The 22,299-nt window shown below is 59.4% G+C and carries 14 protein-coding genes; 6 read left to right on the top strand and 8 right to left on the bottom strand.

The window, feature by feature from the left end; all coding sequences use genetic code 11:
• Nucleotides 1-107: 107 nt before the first annotated feature.
• Both VFQ24_19025 and VFQ24_19020 read left to right on the top strand, forming a co-directional pair.
• Nucleotides 108-1,103 carry an ROK family protein gene (locus VFQ24_19025; protein ID HET9180451.1) on the top strand — a complete coding sequence of 332 codons (996 nt, stop codon included), beginning with the start codon at nucleotides 108-110 and terminating at the stop codon, nucleotides 1,101-1,103.
• Between the two features lie 59 nt (nucleotides 1,104-1,162).
• The gene (locus VFQ24_19020; GenBank protein HET9180450.1) at nucleotides 1,163-2,431 is read left to right on the top strand and encodes a beta-agarase; all 1,269 of its coding nucleotides are present in this window, start codon (nucleotides 1,163-1,165) and stop codon (nucleotides 2,429-2,431) included.
• Nucleotides 2,432-2,658: 227 nt separating this feature from the next.
• Here VFQ24_19020 and VFQ24_19015 read toward each other — a convergent pair whose 3' ends face one another.
• From VFQ24_19015 to VFQ24_19000, 4 genes are all read right to left on the bottom strand, one after another.
• Nucleotides 2,659-2,961: an HU family DNA-binding protein gene (locus tag VFQ24_19015; protein ID HET9180449.1), complete on the bottom strand. Its 303-nt coding sequence runs from the start codon at nucleotides 2,959-2,961 to the stop codon at nucleotides 2,659-2,661.
• Between the two features lie 173 nt (nucleotides 2,962-3,134).
• Nucleotides 3,135-7,472 (bottom strand): DEAD/DEAH box helicase, encoded by a 4,338-nt coding sequence (locus VFQ24_19010; protein ID HET9180448.1) that lies wholly within the window; start codon nucleotides 7,470-7,472, stop codon nucleotides 3,135-3,137.
• 52 nt (nucleotides 7,473-7,524) lie between these two features.
• Nucleotides 7,525-8,985, bottom strand: a complete 1,461-nt coding sequence (locus VFQ24_19005; GenBank protein ID HET9180447.1) for a M48 family metallopeptidase — start codon at nucleotides 8,983-8,985, stop codon at nucleotides 7,525-7,527.
• A gap of 163 nt (nucleotides 8,986-9,148) precedes the next feature.
• Complete coding sequence (locus VFQ24_19000) at nucleotides 9,149-9,379, bottom strand: hypothetical protein (protein ID HET9180446.1); 231 nt, start codon at nucleotides 9,377-9,379, stop codon at nucleotides 9,149-9,151.
• Between the two features lie 111 nt (nucleotides 9,380-9,490).
• On the opposite strand from VFQ24_19000, the gene VFQ24_18995 reads away from it, so the two are divergent.
• The 4 genes from VFQ24_18995 (at nucleotide 9,491) to VFQ24_18980 (ending at nucleotide 12,474) form a co-directional block, all read left to right on the top strand.
• Complete coding sequence (locus VFQ24_18995; protein HET9180445.1) at nucleotides 9,491-9,982, top strand: response regulator; 492 nt, start codon at nucleotides 9,491-9,493, stop codon at nucleotides 9,980-9,982.
• Nucleotides 9,979-10,401 carry a response regulator gene (locus VFQ24_18990; GenBank protein ID HET9180444.1) on the top strand — a complete coding sequence of 141 codons (423 nt, stop codon included), beginning with the start codon at nucleotides 9,979-9,981 and terminating at the stop codon, nucleotides 10,399-10,401. The genes VFQ24_18995 and VFQ24_18990 overlap by 4 nt, the downstream gene beginning before the upstream one ends.
• Before the next feature lie 340 nt (nucleotides 10,402-10,741).
• On the top strand, nucleotides 10,742-10,975 hold the full coding sequence (locus VFQ24_18985) for a DUF3311 domain-containing protein (GenBank protein ID HET9180443.1): 234 nt from the start codon (nucleotides 10,742-10,744) through the stop codon (nucleotides 10,973-10,975).
• A complete protein-coding gene (locus tag VFQ24_18980; GenBank protein HET9180442.1) occupies nucleotides 10,972-12,474 on the top strand; it encodes a sodium:solute symporter family protein in 1,503 nt (500 codons plus the stop codon). Before VFQ24_18985 ends, VFQ24_18980 begins: the two co-directional genes overlap by 4 nt.
• On the opposite strand, the gene VFQ24_18975 is transcribed toward VFQ24_18980, so the two are convergent.
• The 4 genes from VFQ24_18975 to VFQ24_18960 all read right to left on the bottom strand — a co-directional run bounded on the left by VFQ24_18975 (nucleotide 12,441) and on the right by VFQ24_18960 (nucleotide 22,102).
• Nucleotides 12,441-13,961 (bottom strand): acyl-CoA synthetase, encoded by a 1,521-nt coding sequence (locus VFQ24_18975; GenBank protein ID HET9180441.1) that lies wholly within the window; start codon nucleotides 13,959-13,961, stop codon nucleotides 12,441-12,443. The genes VFQ24_18980 and VFQ24_18975 overlap by 34 nt on opposite strands.
• Nucleotides 13,958-14,338, bottom strand: coding sequence for a hypothetical protein (locus tag VFQ24_18970; GenBank protein HET9180440.1), 381 nt, complete (start codon nucleotides 14,336-14,338; stop codon nucleotides 13,958-13,960). The genes VFQ24_18975 and VFQ24_18970 overlap by 4 nt, the downstream gene beginning before the upstream one ends.
• 201 nt (nucleotides 14,339-14,539) lie before the next feature.
• Entirely contained in the window at nucleotides 14,540-18,250 is a 3,711-nt protein-coding gene (locus tag VFQ24_18965; protein HET9180439.1) for a TonB-dependent receptor, read from the bottom strand.
• Nucleotides 18,251-18,874: 624 nt separating this feature from the next.
• Entirely contained in the window at nucleotides 18,875-22,102 is a 3,228-nt protein-coding gene (locus VFQ24_18960) for a beta-galactosidase trimerization domain-containing protein (protein ID HET9180438.1), read from the bottom strand.
• Nucleotides 22,103-22,299: the final 197 nt, after the last annotated feature.

Here is a 22,299-nt window from a genome sequence, read left to right as displayed (position 1 = left end):
CCGTGCCCAGCTTGAATACCTGCATTGCACCCCGAGTGGCTGTGTCCCCGCAATCAGGGTAATACACTGTTGACAACCCGCCGCCATTCGACTATGACAGTACCACCATGGAGACGGACCAGAAAAGTTCCTCCAACTTGATTGTTCTTGGCCTGGATATCGGCGGAACCGAAATCAAAGCTGCCCTGGTCAACGGCAAAGGCAGTATCATAACATCCCACCGGGCGCCTACACCCAGGACAATGGGAGATTTTGAGGGAGCAATGAAGGAGCTCGCGGGGAGCCTCCGCATTGGTGAGGTAAAGATTCAGGGTGTGGGCATCGGATGCAAAGGCATTATTGATCCGCACTCGACGAGAGTGATAGCGCTGCCGGGCGAGCTGAATTATCTGGAAGGCCGCTGCTTGAGCGAAATGATCTCGCCTTTTGTTCCGGCTGGGTGCCCGGTCGCCGCCGATAATGATGCTCGCGTAGCGTTTGTGGGAGAACACATCTGGGGAGCAGCTCGGGGCCGGCGAAATGCCATCATGCTGACGCTTGGCACCGGCGTTGGGGGTGCAATCCTGGCGGACGGCAAGATTATTCGCGGGGCCGGCGGAGTGGCCGGTCACCTTGGGCACCTCACTGTTGATCCTAACGGCGGCCTCTGCATCTGTGGGAACCGCGGATGCCTGGAAACTTTCTTTTCCGCGCGCGCCATCGAGGCGGAGGTCTTTGCAGCCATGCATCGCGGGGTCAAAACGCAACTTCTTGAGACGGGTTCGCGGCCTCCGTCTTGCAATGACATCTTTGAATTTGCCCAAAAGGGCGATGAAGTTGCTCGAATTGCAGTCGAGAGGGCCACCTTTATTCTCGGAAGCGCCATCGCGGGCTTGATTCACGTGCTCGATCCCGAAGTCGTCATACTGGGCGGACAAATCACCCAGGCTGGTGATTTTCTGTTGGGTCCGATTCAGAAGGAAATCGATTGGCGTACCCGCTATCTGCTTTGCCGGAAGGTACCGGTTGTCAAAGCACAAATCGCGGAACCCTCCGGTGTTGTGGGCGCCGCCGCGCTGGCGATCGAAGCAGCCATAGAGGCAGACGGCGTTGCAGCCAGCTAAAAGGGTTTCGGCATGGCTCCAATTTTGGAGCCATTCGTTTTGGGAGGAGGTTGAGCAGGATGGAGAGGAAACTGGTGATACTGACTTTACTATTGAGTTGCCTCTTCTTCGCGCCAGCGCCACTTCGCCCCGCGGAAGGCTACTTTCGCGTCGAACAACGCTCGGGCGTATGGTGGTTTGTCGCCCCCTCGGGCAGTCTCGCGCTTTCCATCGGGGTCAACAACATATCCTACCGCGGCGATGTCATCCACGGGACCACACAACATCCCTACTTCGAAAATATTTCGACGATTTATCCCGACAAGAATGCCTGGATCCAGGCTGAGACGAAGCGTTTAAGTCTTTGGGCGTTCAACAGCATTGGATCGTGGTCGGATCCCGCCCTGTGGGGCCGCACGATGCCATACGCGGTGATTCTCGACATCGCCACCAGCTCCGGCGCCGACTGGCTCAAAGGAGTTCCCGTGGACGTGTATAGCCCGCGCTTCGAAGCCACGGCACAGAAGATTGCGAAGGAAGAGTGCGGACCACGAGCGCAGGACCCTGAATTGATCGGCTACTTCAGCGACAACGAACTGCGCTGGGGGCCCGATTGGCGCGGTAAGCAGAACATGCTGGCAATGTATCTGAATTTGCCGTCAGACGCTCCTGGCAGGCAACACGCAATTGACTTCCTGAAGCAAAGGTATTCCGGCCAGATCCAGAAGCTCAATCAGGCATGGGGTGTCCACGCAAAAAGTTTTGCAGATGTTCCTGCTGAAGCTGGAACAAAGGCGTTCGAGGCCGACAACTCGGAATTCCTGGGCATGGTCGCCCGGCGGTACTTTCAGGTCTGCGCCGGCGCAATCCACGAAGCCGACCCCAACCATCTTTATCTCGGCGCCAAGTTTGCAGGGACCCCGCCTGATCCGGTGCTGCGCGCTTCGGACCATACCGACGTGGTGTCAGTGGACGTTTACCGGTTCGATCCACGCCCGACTGTCAGGCACATCTACAGGTTGACGCGTCGCCCCGTCCTGGTGGCGGAATTCGCCTTCCGAGCCGAGGACTCCGGCCTCCCCAATACGCAGGGCGCCGGACCCAAGGTGCCAAACCAGGCAGCGCGCTCCCGCGCTTACACGAACTACGTGAAATGGCTGGAAAGTCTGCCTGAAGCTGTTGGTTATCACTGGTTCGAATGGTGTGATGAACCCCATGAGGGCCGCTTCGACGGCGAAAACTCGAACTATGGGCTCGTCAACATCCACGACCAGCCCTACACGCAATTTGTAAAGGCGGTGACGCGAGCCAACCGCGAAGCGGTCGCGGTCCACCAACGCCTGAGGTAGCTTCAATTCCTGAGATCATGCCGCCAAGCACACGCTTGTCTGCCTTTTCGGGTCAACAAGACCTGACAGCTATGGCGGCCGAACCGCCCTGAAGGATCTCGGCCATTCTCCCCGCTCGACAAGGATCTTTGGTCGGCCTCTCCAATAAACGGACAACGCCCAGGCTAAGCCACTGGGCGGACGGGTATCGCGGAATCGGCCAGATTCCAGGGACAACCGGCTCTCAGTTATTTCTTCTTTTTAGCAGGAACAACGGCATCTTTAAATGCCTTGGCAAGGCGGAATTTTACAACGGTCCGGGCCGGAATCTTGATTTCCGCGCCCGTCTGAGGATTGCGGCCTTTCCGGGCCTTACGGTGGGCCTTCACGGCTTTTCCAAAGCCGGGAACTACAAACTGTCCGGTGTTCCTGGTCTCTTTTTCTGCCAGTGCCGCCAGTTCTTCTAAAAGTGCGGCCGCCTGCCTTTTTTGCAACCCATTCTTATCCGCCAGGTGAGCCACAATCTGCGATTTCGTCATCATCTTCGTTATCTCCTCTGCTGGTTGGTCCTCAACTCACATTGAGTCCGAATTTTGCCGAATTTATATAGATCGCGCTTCTCTGTCAAGTTCACAAAAACGTATGACACTCACGGTCAAGGCAGGCTTGTGACCGCCAATCTCGGGACCCTCCTGCATTCGCGTTCCCGGTTGGCGCAGATAGATTACCAGTATTTCCCGGTGGCGCGCAATGCCGTTTGTTTTTGGGGAGCCGGATTCAGGTGAATACCATCCGTGGCGTTCTTTTTTGTGGTCCCGCCAAATGCGCCATCCCTCAAAATGATCTGCTGCTTCGAAAGAGCTGGAACACGTTCTCCCGGGACGACAATGCCGACCAGATTGAGTGGGTCGGATGCGGAAAGGAATACGATTTCACCTGAAGGAAGGGTTTTGCGCATCGCGCGGAGCGACTCCACGGCTATGGGCAGACCGAATTGTTCGCCAAGGAAGCCGTCCACGAAGCGCCCACCACGTACTTCTCCACGGTCCTCCATGCGGCGAAAGACCTGCAGCAATTCGCGCCACTTCAGCGGAAAACTCTCGCGGGCCGTCAGGTCGCGGAAAACCACGCCGTAGCGTTCCAGAAGCGCCTTGCAGACGGATTCCAGCGCCCGCAGCCGGTCAGGCGCTTGATCGGGCAGCAGGGACCAGCGGCCGGTGCTGTGGCGCGGCCGGGTGGCGCGCCCGCGTCCCTGTCCAGAGCGCCGCTTCGGATCGATCAGGGCCCGCAGGTTATCGAAACCATCTGCCGTCACGCGACCCGCGGCCACGAGTTCCCAGAGCGCGGTTTCCACCTCCGATTTCAGCCGGCCACTCCCGCGAACGATATCCGCGAAAAATGATGCCCCGCGTTGCTCAAGGAATTCGAGCACGCGCCGTCCGGCAGGGCTCAGCGCCTCCTTCCCCCTGCCTTGTTGCGGGCCGTCCAATCCTACCCAGTCAGCCTCGTCACGAAGGAAAAACGCGATCGGCGCCACGCTGGAAGGAACCACGCGATGATAGTCCGCTTCCCTGCCTTCACTGACTTCCGCATGCGCCAGAATGGCCGGATGCGGCGACATCCTTCCCCAACCCACAGCGCCCGTCAGGCAGAGGCGGTCAAGCAACTGAGGGTCGTAACCGGCAACGCGCGGGGCCAAAATCTGCGTCTCCCAGGAACTGGCCGGGACTTCAAAACCCTGCAACTGACGGAGGACTTCCAGCAGCCCCCGCTCGCCGTGCGCTTGCGTTCCCGGCGCCAGGTGTTGCCAGCGAAGGAGCCACCGCATAAACTGCGATGGAGTCACCGGCGCGATCTGCGAGCGCAGTGTCCCGAGTGTCAGACGATGGATTCGCGCCAGCAGCCGGCGGTCACACCACTCCTCGACTCCACAGGCGGTAAACTGGCCGCGCAGGATGCTTCCACTAGCCTCCAGCCGCAGCAGCGCCTGCTCAATCTCCTGCGGTGGCAAGCCCAGCATTTGTGCCAGGCCATTTGCGCTGACGGGCCCCAGATGGCCCATCCAGCCTCGCGCCAATTCCCAGAGTGCGTCTTCACCTGAAGGAGCTGGATCTTCAATGCCACAAGCCGCGCCATCAAACTGCGACCCAGGAAAGATCGACTGAAACGTCATTGATTTTTCTGCCGCAACCCAATGATGAGCGCCCTGGCAAGTTGCGCGCATCGCGCGGCCGGTCGTTTTGAGCTCAGCGAAGTATGCGCCCCAGGCTTCTGCCACCGGTCCGCCTTCCGGCGCCACAAAATTCTCCGGCAACGCAACCAACGTCTGGAGCGCATCGGCCAGTTCATCCGCGTCACGCACATCAGGCCAGGCCTCGCGGCATACTTGCTCAATTGCGGCAGAATCCAGCCGGCCCACTTCACGCGCTATCGATTCCGGCAAAACCCGGCGAAGTTCAACGGCCCTGGCGCGGCGCTCTTCAAGGGGAGCGTCGTCAAGGAATGCGTACGGATTGGCATTCAAAATCTCGTGCGAGAACGCGGAGGGCGCAGGGGTATCTATTGCGCGGCACTCGATAGCGCCGCTGGAAATATCCCCGAGGAGGCGTTTCAGGCCGTCGATATCCATCGCTTCCGTGAGAGCGTCCTTCATTACCTCGCGCACCAGGGGATGATCAGGAATGTGGATGTCGCCGACAATATTCTCCTGGCAAGCCGCCGCCTCGGGGAACACAGCGGCAAGCAGATCGTCCGCCTGCATTCGCTGGATGTAGATGGGAACTTTATGGCCCTGGCGGAACCGCTGAAGCGCCAGTGAGCGGCTGGCATTCCAGCGCCACCGGTTGTTGAAGATCGGCGATGCCAGCACGGCCTGTTGAAGGACCGCCTCAACCGATTGAACGTCGAGAAAACGGAATACATCAGCAAGTGGAAAACTGTGCTGCTCGCCCAGAGAGATGTTCAACCCATTGTCGGTGGCTGCCGCCTGCAGCTCAAAATTGAACGACCGGCAAAAGCGCTTGCGGAGCACCAGTCCCCAGGCCTTGTTGATCCGTCCGCCGAAGGGCGCGTGGAGGATGAGTTGCATCCCTCCTGCTTCGTCAAAAAAGCGCTCGGCAACCACGACTCGCTGGCTGGGAACCACGCCCAGCACCGATTGTCCGGCACGGAGATACGCAATCAACTGCCCGGCCCCCAATTCATCCAAGCCGCATTCGCGCTTCAGCCAGTCAATAGCCCCGCCCTGCGAACCGCCCGCACCGGCCGGGTTAGCAGCCATGCCAGCAACGGCCTCGCGCAAGCCGGCCACTTGAGCTGAGAGTTCGGCTGTGCGTGACGGAGCTTCGCCTCTCCAGAAAGGAACGTTGGGAGCGGCGCCGTGCGCGTCTTCCACCAGCAGACGGCTGCGCGCAGCCTCCACGCGGCGAATGCACCATGAAGTGTTTCCCAGCAGCATGATATCGCCCGCCATACTCTCCACGGCAAAGTCTTCGTCCACTGTACCCACCACCGTGCCTTCCGGCATGGACACCACGGAGAACAGCGCGCTGTCAGGAATTGCTCCGCCACCGGTGATTGCCGCCAGACGGCTTCCCCTGCGGCCACGCACCCGGCCATTGATGCGGTCGCGAAACAGCAGCGCTGCGTGGCGTCCGCGCCGGGCAGAGATTCCCTCGGACAGCATGGCGATCATCTCGTCAAAGTCCCGCCGTGAAAGCCTGGCATAAGGGTAAGCGCGCCGCACGAGCAGAAACAGTTCGTCCTCTTTCCATTCTTCACATGCGCACATGGCGACGATCTGTTGCGCCAGGATGTCGAGCGGGGCCACGGGAATTTCGAGCCGGTCGAGGTCACCCTGGCGGATGGCCCTCACCAAAGCAGCACACTCGACCAGATCATCCCTGGTCATCGCGAAAAGGCGGCCTTTCGGCACTGCGCCCCGCCAATGTCCGGCGCGCCCGATTCGCTGCAGGGCAACGCCTATGGAACGGGGCGAGCTAATCTGGCATACCAGGTCAACCATCCCGATATCAATGCCTAGTTCCAACGAGGCTGTGGCCACCATCACACGGGCTTCGCCGGACTTCAGCCGCCTCTCCGCCTCGAGCCGAATTTTGCGGGACAGGCTGCCGTGGTGGGCCGCGACGGCTTCCTCTCCAAGCCGCTCGGCCAGATGATGCGCCAGGCGCTCCACCAGCCGGCGCGTATTAACAAAGACCAGGGTCGAGCGGTGCTGAAAAGCGAGTTCAGAAATACGGTGATATACGTCTCCCCACATTTCTTCCGTGGCGATCGGCCCCAGTTCCCCGGCCGGGACATCCACCGCGAGGTCCATGGCACGCCGATGGCCCACATCAACAATCTCAGGCATAGGACGTTCCGCCCCCGCCAGAAATCGCGCGACCTCCTCGATGGGCTTCTGCGTGGCAGACAGTCCGATTCGAATCGGCGCGGGCCGGCCAGGATTGGCTGCGCGCACCAGCGCATCAAGCCTTTCGAGCGACAGGGCCAGGTGCGCCCCGCGCTTATCGTCCGCCACGGCATGGATCTCATCCACAATGACCGTCTCTACCTGCCGCAGAATCGCCCGGCTTTTCTCAGCCGTCAGCAGGATGTAAAGCGATTCGGGTGTGGTCACGAGAATTTGCGGCGGGTTCTTCAGCATGGCCCGCCGTTCCGGCGCCAGCGTGTCACCGGAGCGCACAGCCGCGCGAATCTCGGCAAGCGCTACTCCTCGCCGCGCGGCCAGGTCCGTGATCCCGCGCAAGGGAATTTCGAGGTTTTTGTGAATGTCGTTTCCGAGGGCCTTCAGTGGCGAGACGTAAAGGACCGCTACGTGGTCCGGGAGCCCGCCATCGGTCCCCTGTCGCACCAGGCGGTCAATACACGCAAGAAACGCCGCAAGCGTTTTGCCGGAACCTGTCGGAGAGGAGATCAGGACGTCTCTTCCCGCAATGATGTGCGGCCAGCCCTGTTCCTGCGGTTCGCTCGGAGCGCCAAACCGCTCCACAAACCAATCGCGGACCAGAGGGTGCGCCCAGGCAAGTGCCTTTGAGGTCATAGGGAGATTTTAACCCGCATGGACCCGCGAGGGTAAGCGCACCGCTCAGTGCCTAGCCCTGGTCCAGGCGGAAGCTTCGCAGCATCTGCTCGAATGTGGGCCGCAGCCTGGAGAAGTCGCGCTCCGGCGCGATGAATACGAGATAGATCACCCGGTTTTGCTGGTACGGCAGCGCCACCAGCCAATCGTGCTCCTGGAGAGGCCGTCCATCGGACCCGATCGGCGACTGCCCCTTCAAGTCCACCGATTTGGCCCGTACACCATTGACCGTGATGTTGCGGCTGCCGGTGACGCGCAGTCCGGGATTTTGCTGCGCCAGGCTCGAGACCAGTTCCTGTACGGCCTCACCCAGGTTTCCGGCATTCTGCGGCTTAAAGGCGCTGATCATGGTCCCGTAGGCAATTCCGCTCTGGCTCACGCCGGCTTCCGGGGCGATGGTCACTCCGCCGCCCTGCTGGTCCTGATTGGTCTGCCAGTTGCTCGGATGCTCAATTGAGAACGCCTGCGTATTCAACGGCTGAAAACGGCCACGGGGCATTACGTCGGATAGACTGACGTTTCCCATGCTGCCGGGTCCTGGCATGTCCGCGGGCATACCGGTGTTGTGAATCTGGCCATTCTTGGCCATCTGCGCGATTTCCTGGGCGGTGTAGGCCCTCTTGCGCTGCGCCTGCTGCTTAATCTCGGTGAATTGCGCCGTGTTTGTGCGGAAGCTCTCGGGCGGCCATTTCTGCACTTCGTTGCTGACCGCTTCGTATCGGTTGCCGGGATTAGGATGGTCACTGAGGAATTGCGGTCCGCCGGCGCCGCCCTGTTTTTCGAGGGTCTGGAAGAATACCGCCATCTGACGCGGATCATAGCCGGCCTTGTACATGATGATGGCCCCCACCGCGTCGGCCTGGGCTTCGTCGGAACGCGAATACTTCATGCTCAGGATGCCGCCGCCAAGCTGACCTCCGATTGAAGCGATCGCCCCGCCGAGACCACCAATCATCTGACCGAGAATCTGGCCCAGCCCGGCAATTGCGTTGGGCACCTGGTTCTTTTGCATTTGCTTGATCGAATGCTGCATGTAAACGTGGGCCATCTCGTGGCCCAGAACGCCCGCGAGTTGTGCCTCATTGGCGGCTGAATCTATGGTGCCCAGGTTCACGAAAATGGGTCCGCCGGGAAGTGCGAAGGCATTGATCTCTTTCTGCTGGACCACGTGGAACTGGTAAGGCCAGTCGTACTGCTTCGGGATCACCGCCTGTAATCGCCCGCCAAGCTGCTGCACATACTGCGTGACCGGATCAGAGTCGGGCAGGATGGGCATTTGCTGGTATACCTCGCCTGCCACCTTCAATCCCAGCTTCTCCTGTTCCTGCTTGCTGATGGAGACCTCCCCGGGATTGGGCAACTCCGGCGCGCCTGTCACTGCATCCAGCAGCGGACACGGCGCCGCCAGGACCACCAACAGCACCACCGCCAGGACTCGCAGTTGTACACTGCGCAAACACAAAGAGCGTTTCATTTTTCCTCCTGTGCCGCAGGGAACTCCTTCCCCGCAGAGTCACTTTCGGCCTAAGAGAAGCTTACCATTGGATGCTGCACGAATTGGGAGGGGTTCGGCAGGCCAGCCTGTCAACCGCTGGGTTTTGGGGCCGAAACAAATTCGCGGGGTTAATTAAGGGCAGTCAGCAAAATTCCATCCTCGCCAGGTTATTGCCCAAAAGCGGTTCAAGATAATACTCACTTCGGCGTTGCTGATATTCATAATGCTGGAGAAGGCACAAAGAAACGGTGATTGGAGTAAGCCCTTTATCGCTACCGAGCTTCAGCGCCTTCAATGTGCGGCCAGCCGGCGTGGCAACCGGGGCATAAGTAATTCCACGTAGAACAAAAATACGTAATAGAGCGAATTGCATCGCCCATCCGGTTCCAATAAAGTAGAACCTTCCTTGGACGCGTGAAAACGGGGACAACCCACCGCGGTTGTGGGACCTGGAGTTTCTGCAAACTCCTTGCAGGGGGACAGAATGGCGCAAAAGAAGGTCTTCGCCCTGTTGGCTTCTGACGGAAGCGCCTGCTTTGACGAATTGCGAGCGCACCTGAAGAGCCGGGGCATGGAAGTCTGGATGGCCGGGAGTTGCAAATCGGCCCTGCGCCTGCTTGAACAGACCCATCCCGAGGTGGTTTTCACAGCGGTTTCGCTCACGGACGGGGCCTGGGTCCAAATCGTTGACCGGGTCCGTGAAATGTCCGTTCCGATCAACGTCATCGTGGTGGGAAAGCACGCGGACACCAGGGCCTATCGATCAGCCATCGAGCAGGGAGCGTTTGACTTTATCCTTCCGCCGTTTGAAACGGACCTCATCTCACAGGTGGGGCGGACGGCTGCGGAAAACGCCCGCCGTCGCAGAAGAGCAGAAGCCTTAAAGGCCATCACCCCTGCCCTTCATCCCGGGACCGGTTGCCAAGGGCCCTTCCCTTTTCCCAACCCGCAACATGCAGACTGGAGGCAACAATGAATCCCACGGCATCAATGGAAACCCAAGTGGCAGACTACCGCGGTTGCGTGGTGCTGATTTTCAGCAGCGACCGATTGTTTCTGGATTACTACCGGACGATGTTTCTCAGCCTGGGCTTCTCGCCCGTCACCGCCACCACACCGCAGGCGGCCAAGGGCGTCCTGCGGCTGGCGATCATTGTCTATATGGTCGTCGATCTAGGCGAAGGCATCCAGGCCAGCCGTGAGATTATTCGTTACGCCCGCGAGACACAATGCCACGCCCCGGTGGTTGTGATGGGCCGAAAGCCGCATCAGAATCTCCGCCCTGAAGCCACTGACCTGGGAGCTACCGATTACCTCGAGCATCCCGCCCTGCTGGATAAGATGGTGCAGGCGCTTCTTCCAAGCGATGCGCCTGCCCCGCGGTCAGTCCATTGATCACACCAACATAACGAAGGCCGGATATATTTCAGACAAAGCCGTCATACGTATTTGCTCCGCCAAAGCGTGCCGCTAGAGATACCAGCGGATACCTCGAGTGATTTGCCGGGTATCATCTGGAATGACGCACTGTCTCCTTGCGCCGGCGGCTCCGCGCCCGAATTCCTTGCGGAGGCGCCGCGCAAGCGGTTACCATTGACCGGCAACCGGGTTCCAGCTCAGTGTCTCGCTCCCCGGGCCGCGCCCAAGCGGGTGCGCCGTGGCAGGATGAGAACTTCGGCGTGCGCGGTTGCCGGGCGACTGCCTGGCTGGCGCGCCTGAATCAGGAGCAGAAAACGTGAGAAAGCCTACATGGCCAGCCCTGATGTTGGGCCTGGTTCCGTTCGCGGGGATGTGCTTTACGGTCCCCCTTTGGGACCGCATCCGTCCCTTTGTGGCGGGCTTTCCCTTCAACATCTTCTGGTTAATGCTATGGATCCTGCTGACGCCGCTTTGCCTGTGGGGCGCTTATCGTTTTGAAAAGCGGGCCGATTCCCGCCATCCGGGCGGACGCCAGAGTGAAGCGCCATGAGCCCTTCCTCAACCGCCCTCCTGATCATTCTTGCCATCGTTGGTTTAGGCTCGTTCGTTGGTTTCCGGGCCGGCGCGAGCCGGAGGATGGACCTCGAGCAGTGGACAGTGGCGGGCCGCGGTTTTGGAGTCGTGCTGGTGTGGCTGTTGATGGCAGGAGAGGTCTACACCACCTTTTCATTCCTCGGCGCCAGCGGCTGGGCCTATTCGCGCGGCGGTCCAACGCTTTATATTCTTGACTACCTTACGCTCGGGTATGTGGTGTCATTCTATATCCTTCCGCAACTCTGGGAGATCGCTCGCGCGCAAGGCTTGCAGACGCAGTCCGACTTCTTCGAGAGGCGATACGGGAGCAAGGCCCTGGCCGCGCTGGTTGCCATCGTGGGAGTGGTGTTCATCGTCCCCTATCTGCAATTGCAGCTTAAGGGGATGGGCATCATCGTGGAAGTGGCCAGCTTCGGCCAGATCAGTCCCCGGGCGGCCATGGTGATTGGGGGCGCGCTGGTGGCCGGCTTCGTCTTTACCAGCGGCGTTCGAGCCGTGGCGCTGGTAAGCGTGCTGAAAGACATTCTGCTGCTCGGCGCCGCCCTGGTGATCGGCATCGCCATTCCCTACCACTGGTTCGGCGGATTCGGCCCCATGTTCAGAGCGATTGTCCGCACCCATCCAGCGCATTTAACCATGCCAGGTCAAACCCACAATATGGGACATGCGTGGTTCATTTCCACTGTCCTGCTCACATCCTTCGGAGTCTACATGTGGCCGCACAATTTCGGCGCCAGCTTCACCGCCCGGAGTTCCGACACTCTACGGCGGAACGCGGTGGTGATGCCACTCTACACGCTGCTGCTGCCTCTTATCTTCTTCGCAGGTTTCGCCGCCCTCCTGGTGGTACCCGGGCTGCCGGATGGCGATCTTTCGCTGCTGGCCGTGGTGCAAAGAACCTTCCCGCCGTGGTTTTTGGGAGTGGTGGGCGGCGCGGGCGCGCTGACGGCTATGGTGCCTTGCGCCATCCTGATTCTGACCGCCTCCGCACTCTTCACGAAGAATTTCGTCCGGCCCATTCTGGCGCCATCGATGAGCGATGACGATGTCGCGAAACTGGCTAAAGCAGCGTCGGTGGTGTTGATGGCGGCCGCGCTTCTTTTCGCGCTCTCGGGCGCGCGCACGATTGTGGCGCTGCTGTTGCTCGGCTACGCGGGAGTGACGCAGTTCTTCCCGGGAGTTGTACTGGGGCTCTACTGGAGCCGCGCCAGCCGGGCGGGGGTTTTTTCCGGGCTCGTGGCCGGAATTGCAACGGTCACGTTCCTTACCTTGAGCGGCAGAGACCCTTTCATGGGCTTGAATGCTGGATTCGTAGCTCTCGTGCTCAACTTTATTCTGGTGGTCGCCATAAGTCGCATGAGCAGGACTGAGAGCCGGCGGCAGGGACTGCTAGAAACGCCAGCATGCCAATACAAAGCGTCCTATACGGCGGAGCCATCTCCGCCCGCCCTCTGAAACGTCGCCGCCACTGCGGGCTTAATCACTTTTCCCATCGCATTACGTGGCAGCGCATCCAGGACGAGCAGCCGCGAAGGCAGTTTGTGCGGCGCGAGAAACGCTTTCCCCCAGGCGCGAAGCGACGGCAGATCGAGCGAATGGCCGGCCTTCAGCACCAGAGCTGCACCGACGCGCTCTCCCCACTCGGCATCGGGAAGCCCGACAACAGCGCATTCGGCGACGGCAGGATGCCCGCGCAGAGTCTCCTCAATTTCCAGCGCCGACACTTTGTGTCCCCCGGTCTTGAGAATGTCAATACTCGTACGCCCAAGGATTCGGTAAACCCCATTTTCGACAACTGCGGCATCGCCCGTGCGAAACCAGCCATCTCGGAAAACATCGCGCGTCGCCTCCGGCTTGCCCCAGTATTCTGCGAATACGCTCCGACCACGGACTTCGATCTCGCCTGGCGTTCCGGACGCCACCGTCCTGCCGCGCTCGTCCGCCAGCCGTACCTCGACGCCAGGCAGCGGAGCGCCGACGCTGCCCGGCACGCGTTTGCCGCGGAGCGGATTTGACAGGGCCATTCCAATCTCCGTCATGCCGTAGCGCTCGAGGAGCGTGTGGCCGCTGATTTCCTTCCAGCGCTCGAGCGTGCCAACCGGAAGCGCGGCCGAGCCGGACACCATCAAACGTAACTTGCCGCACGCCTGGCTGAGAGCGGCGCGGCGTTCCGGCGACGCCGCCTCCCATGCCGCGATGAGTTTCACATAAATCGTCGGCACAGCCATGAACAGGGTCATACCGCCCATGCGCTCCCAGACGGCATTCGCGTCGAAGCGCGCCAGCATCTCGCAGGTGGCGCCCGACCACAGCGCGCAAGAAACCACGTTGATGATTCCGTGCAGGTGGTGAAGCGGCAAACACAGGAGAATCCGATCATCCGCCGACCACTCCCATGCCTCTGCCAGGCTCACAATTTGTGCTGCAATGTTGGCGTGGGTGGTCACCACGCCCTTTGGCCGGTTCGTCGTGCCGCTGGTGTAGAGAATCATGGCCCTCTGGTCGCTGCGGACATCGGGTAGCTCTCGTGATGGGCAGGCGAGAAGCTGCTCAAATGGCAACGCGCGCACGTTACGCGCTGCCGCAAGCGGCGCGATCAGCGGCTCCGCTTCAGCATCGAACAGCAATGCCGATGCTTCGGTATCGTCGAGAATGTAATCCAGTTCAGGCCTCGTCGAGTCGGCCGGCAGGGGAACTGCGATGCCGCCAGCCCGCCAGATTCCCCACTGCGCCGCCACCCAGGGAAATCCTGGCCTGATTAAGAAAGCCACACGCTCTTCCTGAAGGTTCGGGCGTCCAGCGAGCAGCGCCGTTGCAACACGCGATGAAGCGTCCAGCAGTTCGTTGTACGGGAAGGACCTCTGGGTATCGACAACGGCCGTGCGGCCACCGTGCTGGAGCGCCCGAACAATCAGAGGGACCCGGCTCGTTCGGCTGATCATGTGCAAGGCTGCATCCTCTCTCTAGAATTGTCCCATGTGGCGAAGCCGCAATGTTTTGCAAAGGCTCGCGCCTCTTCACTTTTGCCTGCATCGTAAGCGTCCTGGCCGCGAATCATCGCCAGAGCATGGGTTTTCTGCTTCAGGCGGGAATAGATGTTGGCCAGAAATATACGGTAAACGGGATCACCCGGTTTAAGGCGCACGGCTTCCTTTAATTCCAGCGCCGCGGGCAGGAGTCCACCCGCCTGCGTCAACGGCATGCCTGAATAGGAATAAGGCCGCGGATCAAGCGGAGACTCCTGCTTCGGGGGATTGACCGCGCCGATGGCCTGCTCGTATTTACTCTCCGAGAGCAACTGGATTTCCTGCTTAAGCATTTCACTCTCGGCTGGCGGAAGGCGTTGTGGCGCGCCGAAACAGGTAAGGGTCGCGCACGCAATCATCACCATAGCGAGCCAGAACGATGGCGGCTTTTATCCATCGGTCCGACTTCAACTTTGTGCGATGAATGGAGGAGTGGTTCGAGGGCCTCGAACTGGTGATGCCCGTCCGAGGCCCTCGAGGGTTCCGCTGGAAATCTAGAACAGCACGTGCAAAGAGAATTGAATCAGCCGGGGATCGTTCGCCTGAGTTGACAGATCGATCAAGCCCGTTGAAGCGTTCGGGGTGTTGTTGGTCGGGTGATTGAGCACGTTGAAGAAGTCCGCCGTGAAGCGGATCTTCATGTGTTCTCCAATGCTGAAATTCTTGAACATGGAAGCATCCATGGTGAAGGCACTTGGACCGAGAATGCTTCCCCTTGCGCTGGGGTGATAGAAGTCTCCGGTCGCAACGTTGTAGCACCCGACGTCACCGCTCTGGTCCAGCACCGTGTTTTGAATGCCGATGTTGCCCTTGCTGTCATAGTTGCCCTTGCAGTTCGGGCCGAAAGGACGGACGACGCGCTGGGCTATATTGGGATTAACTAGATTTTGAAGCGCCTGCATGCCGCCCTGGACATCGGAGGCCTGGGAAAGGTCCAGATTGCCGGCGAACCAAAGCTGCTGCTGGTCGCCTCCGTAGTTCATGGTGAGGCGCTGGTCAGGACTGAGCCGGGGATTGCCGTTGGTCAGATAAGCCGTGTTGACGCTCTGCCAAAAGCCGGAAGTCCAGTCGCCGAGAAAGGCAACCTGCCAGCCGCCCACAAGCTGGTTCAGAGCTCCGCCGGCGCCGCTCAGGAATTTCTTGCCTTGGCCGAAGGGAAGGTCAACCAGGCCATTCCAGCCATAGTGCTGGACGGGAATGGTGGTCATGTTGAAATAAACAAGCTTTCGGAGCTGGTCCGGCGTAAGCGACGGCTGGCCGAGAATGATGCGGTCCTCAGGAACCATGCCGCCTCCACCTCCGGAATTAAATGACGAGTTGCCGCTGGTGGATCCTCCGGCATCCGTGGTGCTCAGTCCGTGAGCATAAACGTAGTACCACTGGAAGACCGTGCCGTTATGGTACTTGTGTTCAAGCTGGGCCTGGAATGAGTTGGCGTTCGAAATGCCTGTATGCGCCATATACCCATTGCCGACATCCCAGTTCGGGTTCGGACGCAGGAAGTCATTGCAGCCACAGTTATCAAAGAGGGGGTTGGCGGCCGGCGCCTGCCCGGTAGCATCGACATAGGTGAGCACAGGCGTGCGGTTATTGATCGCGACCCGCTGTTCCATATCGCTGCCGTGGTTTCCGATATAGCTGAGCCTCAGGGTTGTGCGAAGGGGAAGCTCGCGCTCCAGCGTGACATTCCAGTTCTGCATCCTGTCGTCGCGCCAGTTGGTCCCATCATAGGGGAAAATACTCTGCGCGGAAGCTGGGATGGGCACCACCCCGACGGTGTCCACGCTGGCGTTGGGCAGGTAGTCGGGGCCGCTGCCAGCGGGCCCGGGATTGGTTATGAACATGAAGTTCCCATCGTTCCCCTCGCCAAAAACACCCGGCCCTTGGAACTGGTTCTGAAACCTCAGGTTCAGCGGGGGGTTGGTCCTTGAGGTTTGCAAGATCTGGGCGAGCGGCGTGGGCCAGAAGAAGACGCCGTACGAGCCTCGGACCACCGTCTTATCGTTCACCTTGAAGGCCGCGCCCACTCTCGGGCCAAAATTGTTGTTGTCCGCACTGAAGAGGCTGCTGGGATACTTGTAGGAGCTGGCTGTGCCGTAGGCCAATCCCCTGTCGGCCCATGACTGCAGGACAGCCGGAGGTATTCCCGGCAAGGAAGTGATTTCATGGCTGTCCGGCGTAACCACCTGGAAGGTGCTGAGGATTGAATCGAGAGGCGCCGTAACCAGGCGGTTTTGCTTCTCTGTGTATGGCGTCCACTTGTCCCACCGTACGCCAAGGCTGAGAGTCAGGCGCGGGCCCATTCTCCACTTGTCGTTGACATATAAGGAATAGGCATTCTGCCTGAAGTAGAAGTAGCCGCGGTTGTACTGGTTGGAAAGATAGTCGGGAAGGCCGAGCAGCATCGCGGCAAATCCGTTGCCCGTGTCTGGCGCGCAGCCATCGGACCCATTAAACAGGCAGGTCCATTCGCCGCCAAAGTTGTGCGATCCCATGGCCTGCTGAAGCTCCCGAACGTTGTTCTGGTCTTTGAAGTAAGTCCCGCCGAACTCAATGGTGTGCCTCCCCTTGACCCAGGTGAAGTTGTCTTGAACGATGTAGGTGGTCTGATGCTCATCCTTCCGGTTGTCGGCGTCCCAGGGAAAGTTGTCAGCATAGATTGTGGGCCAACCCGTCACCCCAAAGGGGTTGGGCAGGCCGAGCTGGTCGGCCCAGTTGGTATTGTCACCCAGCGTTCCGGAACTGGTGGGCGTTCGCAGGGCGCCCAGGATCAACTGGTTGAGCATAGTGTTTGAAAGGGTGCGCGTATAATCCACATTGACGTTGGTCACGCTGGAGTCCTGACGCGCAGTGCCGCCACAATTGTCACAGTTGCGGGGATTACCGTAATGGCCCCCGGCCTGGCTGAAAAACGACTTCTGCCGCGACCATCTGACCGAGAGCCGGTCCTTTTCGCTGAAATTCTCGTCCCCCTTGATGGTCAGCTTGTTCTGGGTGTTGAAGGTGGGGTAAACGCTGGTCAGGTTGTTTGCAACAAACGGGTTGTTGCCATTTGTCGGAAGGGCAGTCAATGCCTGCATCTTTTTCGCAAAGTCGCTGATACTGCTTGGCGGAATGATGTTCCCCGCGAACGGCTGCCTGACGCCGTTTGCATCGGTCGTGGTTGGATCATAGACAATTACCTGCTGGCCGCTGTCGGGATCCTTGACATTGCTGAGGTCGCCGTTCCACATCGCCGCCGTAGGAGTGATGCCCCCGTACTCGTCGGCACGACCTACTTCCCGGAGGCCTTCGTAAGAGAAGAACCAGAAGGTCTTGTCCTTCCCGTTGTAAACTTTCGGGATGATGACAGGACCGCCTGCGTTGCCGCCAAATTCATTGCGGATGTCTTTCGGAAACGGCTCGTCGCCAGCCTGCTGGCGGACACGCGCCAGCAGCCCACCCGTGTTGTTGCGGTGAGTTTCAAACGCCTCACCGTGCAATTGATTGGTGCCTCCTCGGGTCTTCAGGATCACCGTGGATGGGCTATCATATTTGGCGTCGCTGCCGCTGGTATCAATTGAAAACTCCTGAACGTCCTGAATGTCGGGCTGCTCGCGCACCATGCCACCGCCGAAACGGTCGCGCTCCGTGATGCCGTCAAGTTGGATGCCCATCGAGCCAACCTTCATGCCGTTGACGCGGGCATTGCCTCCGCCCTCGACTCCTGGAGTCAAGTCGAACAGATTCGCAACCGACCTGCCGTTGAGAGGGAGCTGATTGATGCGCTGGTAATCCTTGACGTCCCCTACTTGCGTGCCGGTTGTGTTTAGCACCGGCGGAGCGCCGGTCACTTCGACTATGGTCGTGGTGCTGCCGACTTCCATCTGAAAATCGATAGAGGCATTCTGGGAAACCTCAAGCTGCAACTCGCGCGTCCACTGCTTAAAGCCGGTCTTCTCGGCAGTCATTTTGTACGGGCCGGGCGGCAGCGCGCCGATATAGTAGACACCGCTTGAATTGCTCTGGGAGCGGTGCGTGACGCCGGTGGTGGTATTGGTGGCGGTGACGTCCACGCCTGGAATGACACTGCCTGACTGGTCCGTGGTCGTCCCGCTGAGCGTCGCGAGACCTGCCTGCGCCCATCCTCGCTGGGAACCGAGCGCCATTACCACCGCGAGCAACAGGAGAAAGTTGAAAAGGCGGGTTCTAAGACTGTTTTCCATGATCTCCCCCACGAAAATTGGATTTCGTTAGCTTTGCGTCTCCTGGCGATGCAGAGACCTCAGGACGCAGCCACACAGACTCCGTGCCAGACCGCGACTGCTGCGTGGCCAAACGGCGTTGGCATTTAGCTTTCTTTTCCACGATAGGATTGGGCCGGTTACCTGTGCCCGTTGTCGCACCCTTAGGAAAAAAGAGTTCAAGAACCCGACGCGAAATGCAACCCTTGCCCGCAACTACCACAAAGATAAAACCTGCGCTGAAGCAAGAGGTACCGGAAAACTTTCCAGTTGTCAAGCAAATTCTCTTGAAAATGCCTTCGTCATAGTCTCCACAACAGGTTTGCCTGGTCCGGTTTCCCCCGGCAATTTAGCCGGTTTATGGCCCATCTCAACCCACAAGGGCCACAGAACTAATAACCTTCCAGCTTCAAAACATGAGAGGCTGCTTCATGTCTTTGGCCCAAGGCCTTGCCAATGCCCCATTATTGAGGATTGCAAAATATAGTGACGTTTTCGCGTAGCCCCGGTCCCGCCAAGCGGGACCGGCCTCGATAAATGCCGCCGAGACGGCGGCGCTACAAAAACAACGTGTCACTTGATTATGCAACCTTCGGTAGTTCTCGCTCATGCGGCCACAGTGAATGGCGTTTCGACCGCCTTTCCTGTTGTAACGTCGAGCGCCCGGACCTTCCACTGGCCTGTAGGATCATTGAAGGCCAGGGGTATGCTTTCGCGAAACGGCGTCGAGCGGACCAAAAGATTGCGTGAGTAGAGATCGTAAGTCTTGCCAGACGGGTCCTCAATTTCGATCGCGACAACGCGAACGGTCCCCTCAGGAAGCGGCGTGGCATCCTGCACAACAATATTCAGCGTTCCGCCCACTTTGATTTCAGCCGGGACATCGAGCCGAAATTCGGGCAGCGGCTGCGCAGAGCGTGTAAAGATCAGCGGGCTCCAGGGACCGAGCGTGGCCTCCAGGCTTTTGGCGTTCCCCATATCCTTCCGCTGCCTGATGTCGTAGGTCTGCCTTTCCTCGCCCCAGACAAGCCGGACCCTGGCTTCCTTCTCCAGCAGCGAATTGTCGATGCTGCCGGCCCACTCGCGCGCTTCCAAAGTAGGAAAGCTGCCCCATCCGCCGTCGTCGAACTGCGGGTTGCGAAAGACCGCAACGTGCTCGCATCCGCCATTCCAATAGGCCACCACTTCTGTGCCGGGCAGGCGCTTGCCATCGGCGCCCAGCACACGCAGGCGCGGAGCGATGTTCGCCAGAGCAAGCACCCCTTCCATAAGGTCGGGAAGGCTGGAGTCAAGACTGGCCTGCAGGCGCTGGTAGGCATACCCGGCGATCTCCAGATTCAGGAAGGCCGCCTTTCCCTTCCCGAACGAGTTGACAATCACCAGCGGCGTGCTGCCGCTTTGGGCCAATGCTTTTCCGGTGGTTGCCTTGATGCCGCTGTCGCCCGGCGTCAGTAATTTGAGTTCTTTTCCCTGGAGCTGTACCGATCCTTCATTGGCCATGCCACGCGCCGCTTGCGCCTGGCCGGCGGGGGCCGGCGATGGCGTCCTGCTGATGCCGAAAACGTCATCGAGCTGGCCGTGGCCCAGGTCACGCCCGTGCTCGTTCATAGTGGTGTTCCGGTAATCCGCAATCACCAGGCCGCCATCGCCGACAAACTGGCGAATCTGCTCCGCCTCCTGCGCGCTGACGGCAAGAGATTGCGGCATGATAAAAGCACGGTACTCGCCGCTGGTGAGCCTTCCGGCTTCGATTTGCGGGCCGGACACAAAATTGTACTGGAGCCCCAGGTCTTCAATCAGCTTGGTCCAAGCGTTCCGCACAGCCGTAATGTGGCTACCGCGGTCTCCTCCGCTGTGCGCCACCCACTCGCGGGCGTACCTCAAATTACTGAGCAGCCAATGCACCTGCATGGAAGGCTGAGAATAGTGGAGTGCAATGCCATCGTGCATGCGGCGCGAATTCATCACCAGCTTTGGAATGCCCTGGTGGAGCTCGTTGAAAAGTTCTGAAAATGTTTCAGCCGCCGGCGTTAAATCGCGCGTCTTTTCGTCTACGAACCGGTAATTTTTGAGGTTAGCGTCCCAGATCAGGCTGCCCCGGTGCGCGTGGAAAACGCCCCACCAAATAGGACGCACGGCGCGCTTCTGCTGCAGGCGATCTTCCGCGGTGAGCGGCTTGCCGGGCGTGTACTCATAGCCGTGGGTTGAGACCATGATTGTCTCGGGCTTGAGCGAACGGATCACTTCGACGTTGTTGCCGATGTTGTACGGCTCGATCACATCCACGGCCCTCAGCACCTGCTCATAGTTGTACCAGCCGAAGGGAAACGGGCACTGTCCTCCTTCGGTGGCGCAGAGGGCATTAGGGTCCTCCGCTTTGCACACCTGGGCGGCACGAAGAACGGCGTCGGCAAACGTGGCATCCATAAAATTGCGGAAGTCGCACCAGGGGGAGACGTTCCATCCGTCAGCGGAGCTGACTTCGCCCAATTCCGTGTAGAAGCGTTTCAGGAAGTCCAGAACCTGGGACCAGGTTTGGAAATTGGTGGGCTTCTGAACGGCCTTCCATCCGGCGCGCATGCCCCAGCGGTCGTTCGCTTTGGGGAGCGGCCCCAACCTGTCTGATAAAGCTTCCTCAGTCAGATTGACAATGGAGCGCGTATCGCGCGCCAGACCGATAACCGGCTCCCATTCATCGTGTGCACTCATCCCCACGCTCTGGGGTTCCGGAAAGCTGGTCCCCCACTCTTTGTTGAATTTCGAGACGCCGCCATACCTGGCGTGGAAGACCGCGAGAGCAATCGAGTCAAAAGCGCGATCGGTGGTGGTGTAGGAGATCATCAGATCGCGCTCTTCCCACTCGGCGCCGGAGCGCAGGCTTTCATCATCCCAGTGCGTCATCTCCTGGCCCGCCTGCCATTCCCCTTCCACGCGGCCCGGGGTGCCGTACAGGTTGCGAAGATACTCGGCAAACTTGATGGTGCAGTGTTCAGAGTGGCAAAAATCGTTGGGCTTAATCTGGTCGCCCTGGCCCAACTCATCGGCGATGTTGTAATACAGCGGATGAAACGCGCGGTGCTGCCGCACGTAACGTCGCAAATGCTCATGGATGTATTCATCGGTTTTGGGATCGTTCAGACAGGGTTGCCGCACCCAGAGCTTCAGATTTTCGCGGTCTTGTTGAACTTTGGCAATCAGTCCCTTCCACAGCGGCTGGTCCTTGTGGTAGATGGCGAAGACCTCCCATGCCATTTGCTCAACGTAAAAGTTGAAGTTGTTGTCAAGAATGTTTGAAAAATCGCCGTCGCGATAGGCGATGGTGGCATCAACTCCCGATTGCCGCAGCAGATCATAAAACCCGTCAGGATAGTGGGCCCAACTGACTACGTGATAGTCGTCCCAGGCGCGAGCCGGCGGTGCGAGGAGGAACTTTGCGCCTTCCACCTGCGGAACGCCGTTCACCTTCAGCCGGACCCAGTTGCAGTAAGTGAGTCCTGACTCGAGCCGGAATGAGAAGAGATGAGGACTGTCAATGGAAGACGGCGGAGCAAAGCTCGATCGCGATGCCACGCGGCCGAAGCTGTCAATCCATTCGATTTCTGTGTCGCCCGCCGGCGGTAGGCGGAAAGAGATCGAGCCATTCGCCACGCCGGCATCGTCGTAAACATCATGGTCCAGTGTTACTCGCGCAACCACGGTAGCCTCAATCGTCTGAGGGCTGGCTTTGATTGTTGAGGCTTCGGCAAAAGGGACGGCCAGAGCACCTCCGGCAAACGCGGTACCAAATGCCGTACGAAGAAAACTGCGGCGTGACGGCGAGAGGCTTTTTCCCATTGGATCTCCTCCAACAAATCAGCAAAATGGCGTCGCGAAATTCCCGACAGGATACTTAAGACCGATTCGACTGTCAATGAATCAGCCCTGTAACCGTCAAAACTTTGCGAAAGCGCCGCGCCGCCCGGCGCTCCCTCGCGGAATTTCTCAGATCCGAGCCTGAAAGAAAAGAGTGGCCGCGGCAGGCGGGTTGGTAC

The organism is Terriglobia bacterium (assembly GCA_035712365.1).
Taxonomy (GTDB): domain Bacteria; phylum Acidobacteriota; class Terriglobia; order UBA7540; family UBA7540; genus SCRD01.
This window is presented reverse-complemented; position numbering and strand designations above follow the sequence as displayed.

Coding starts and splice junctions, on each gene's coding strand:
- VFQ24_19005 (HET9180447.1), bottom strand. CDS start 8,985: ATGAAACGCTCTTTGTGTTTGCGCAGTGTACAACTGCGAGTCCTGGCG.
- VFQ24_18990 (HET9180444.1), top strand. CDS start 9,979: ATGAATCCCACGGCATCAATGGAAACCCAAGTGGCAGACTACCGCGGT.
- VFQ24_18995 (HET9180445.1), top strand. CDS start 9,491: ATGGCGCAAAAGAAGGTCTTCGCCCTGTTGGCTTCTGACGGAAGCGCC.
- VFQ24_18980 (HET9180442.1), top strand. CDS start 10,972: ATGAGCCCTTCCTCAACCGCCCTCCTGATCATTCTTGCCATCGTTGGT.
- VFQ24_19000 (HET9180446.1), bottom strand. CDS start 9,379: ATGCAATTCGCTCTATTACGTATTTTTGTTCTACGTGGAATTACTTAT.
- VFQ24_18970 (HET9180440.1), bottom strand. CDS start 14,338: ATGCTTAAGCAGGAAATCCAGTTGCTCTCGGAGAGTAAATACGAGCAG.
- VFQ24_18960 (HET9180438.1), bottom strand. CDS start 22,102: ATGGGAAAAAGCCTCTCGCCGTCACGCCGCAGTTTTCTTCGTACGGCA.
- VFQ24_18975 (HET9180441.1), bottom strand. CDS start 13,961: ATGATCAGCCGAACGAGCCGGGTCCCTCTGATTGTTCGGGCGCTCCAG.
- VFQ24_18965 (HET9180439.1), bottom strand. CDS start 18,250: ATGGAAAACAGTCTTAGAACCCGCCTTTTCAACTTTCTCCTGTTGCTC.
- VFQ24_19010 (HET9180448.1), bottom strand. CDS start 7,472: ATGACCTCAAAGGCACTTGCCTGGGCGCACCCTCTGGTCCGCGATTGG.
- VFQ24_19020 (HET9180450.1), top strand. CDS start 1,163: ATGGAGAGGAAACTGGTGATACTGACTTTACTATTGAGTTGCCTCTTC.
- VFQ24_19025 (HET9180451.1), top strand. CDS start 108: ATGGAGACGGACCAGAAAAGTTCCTCCAACTTGATTGTTCTTGGCCTG.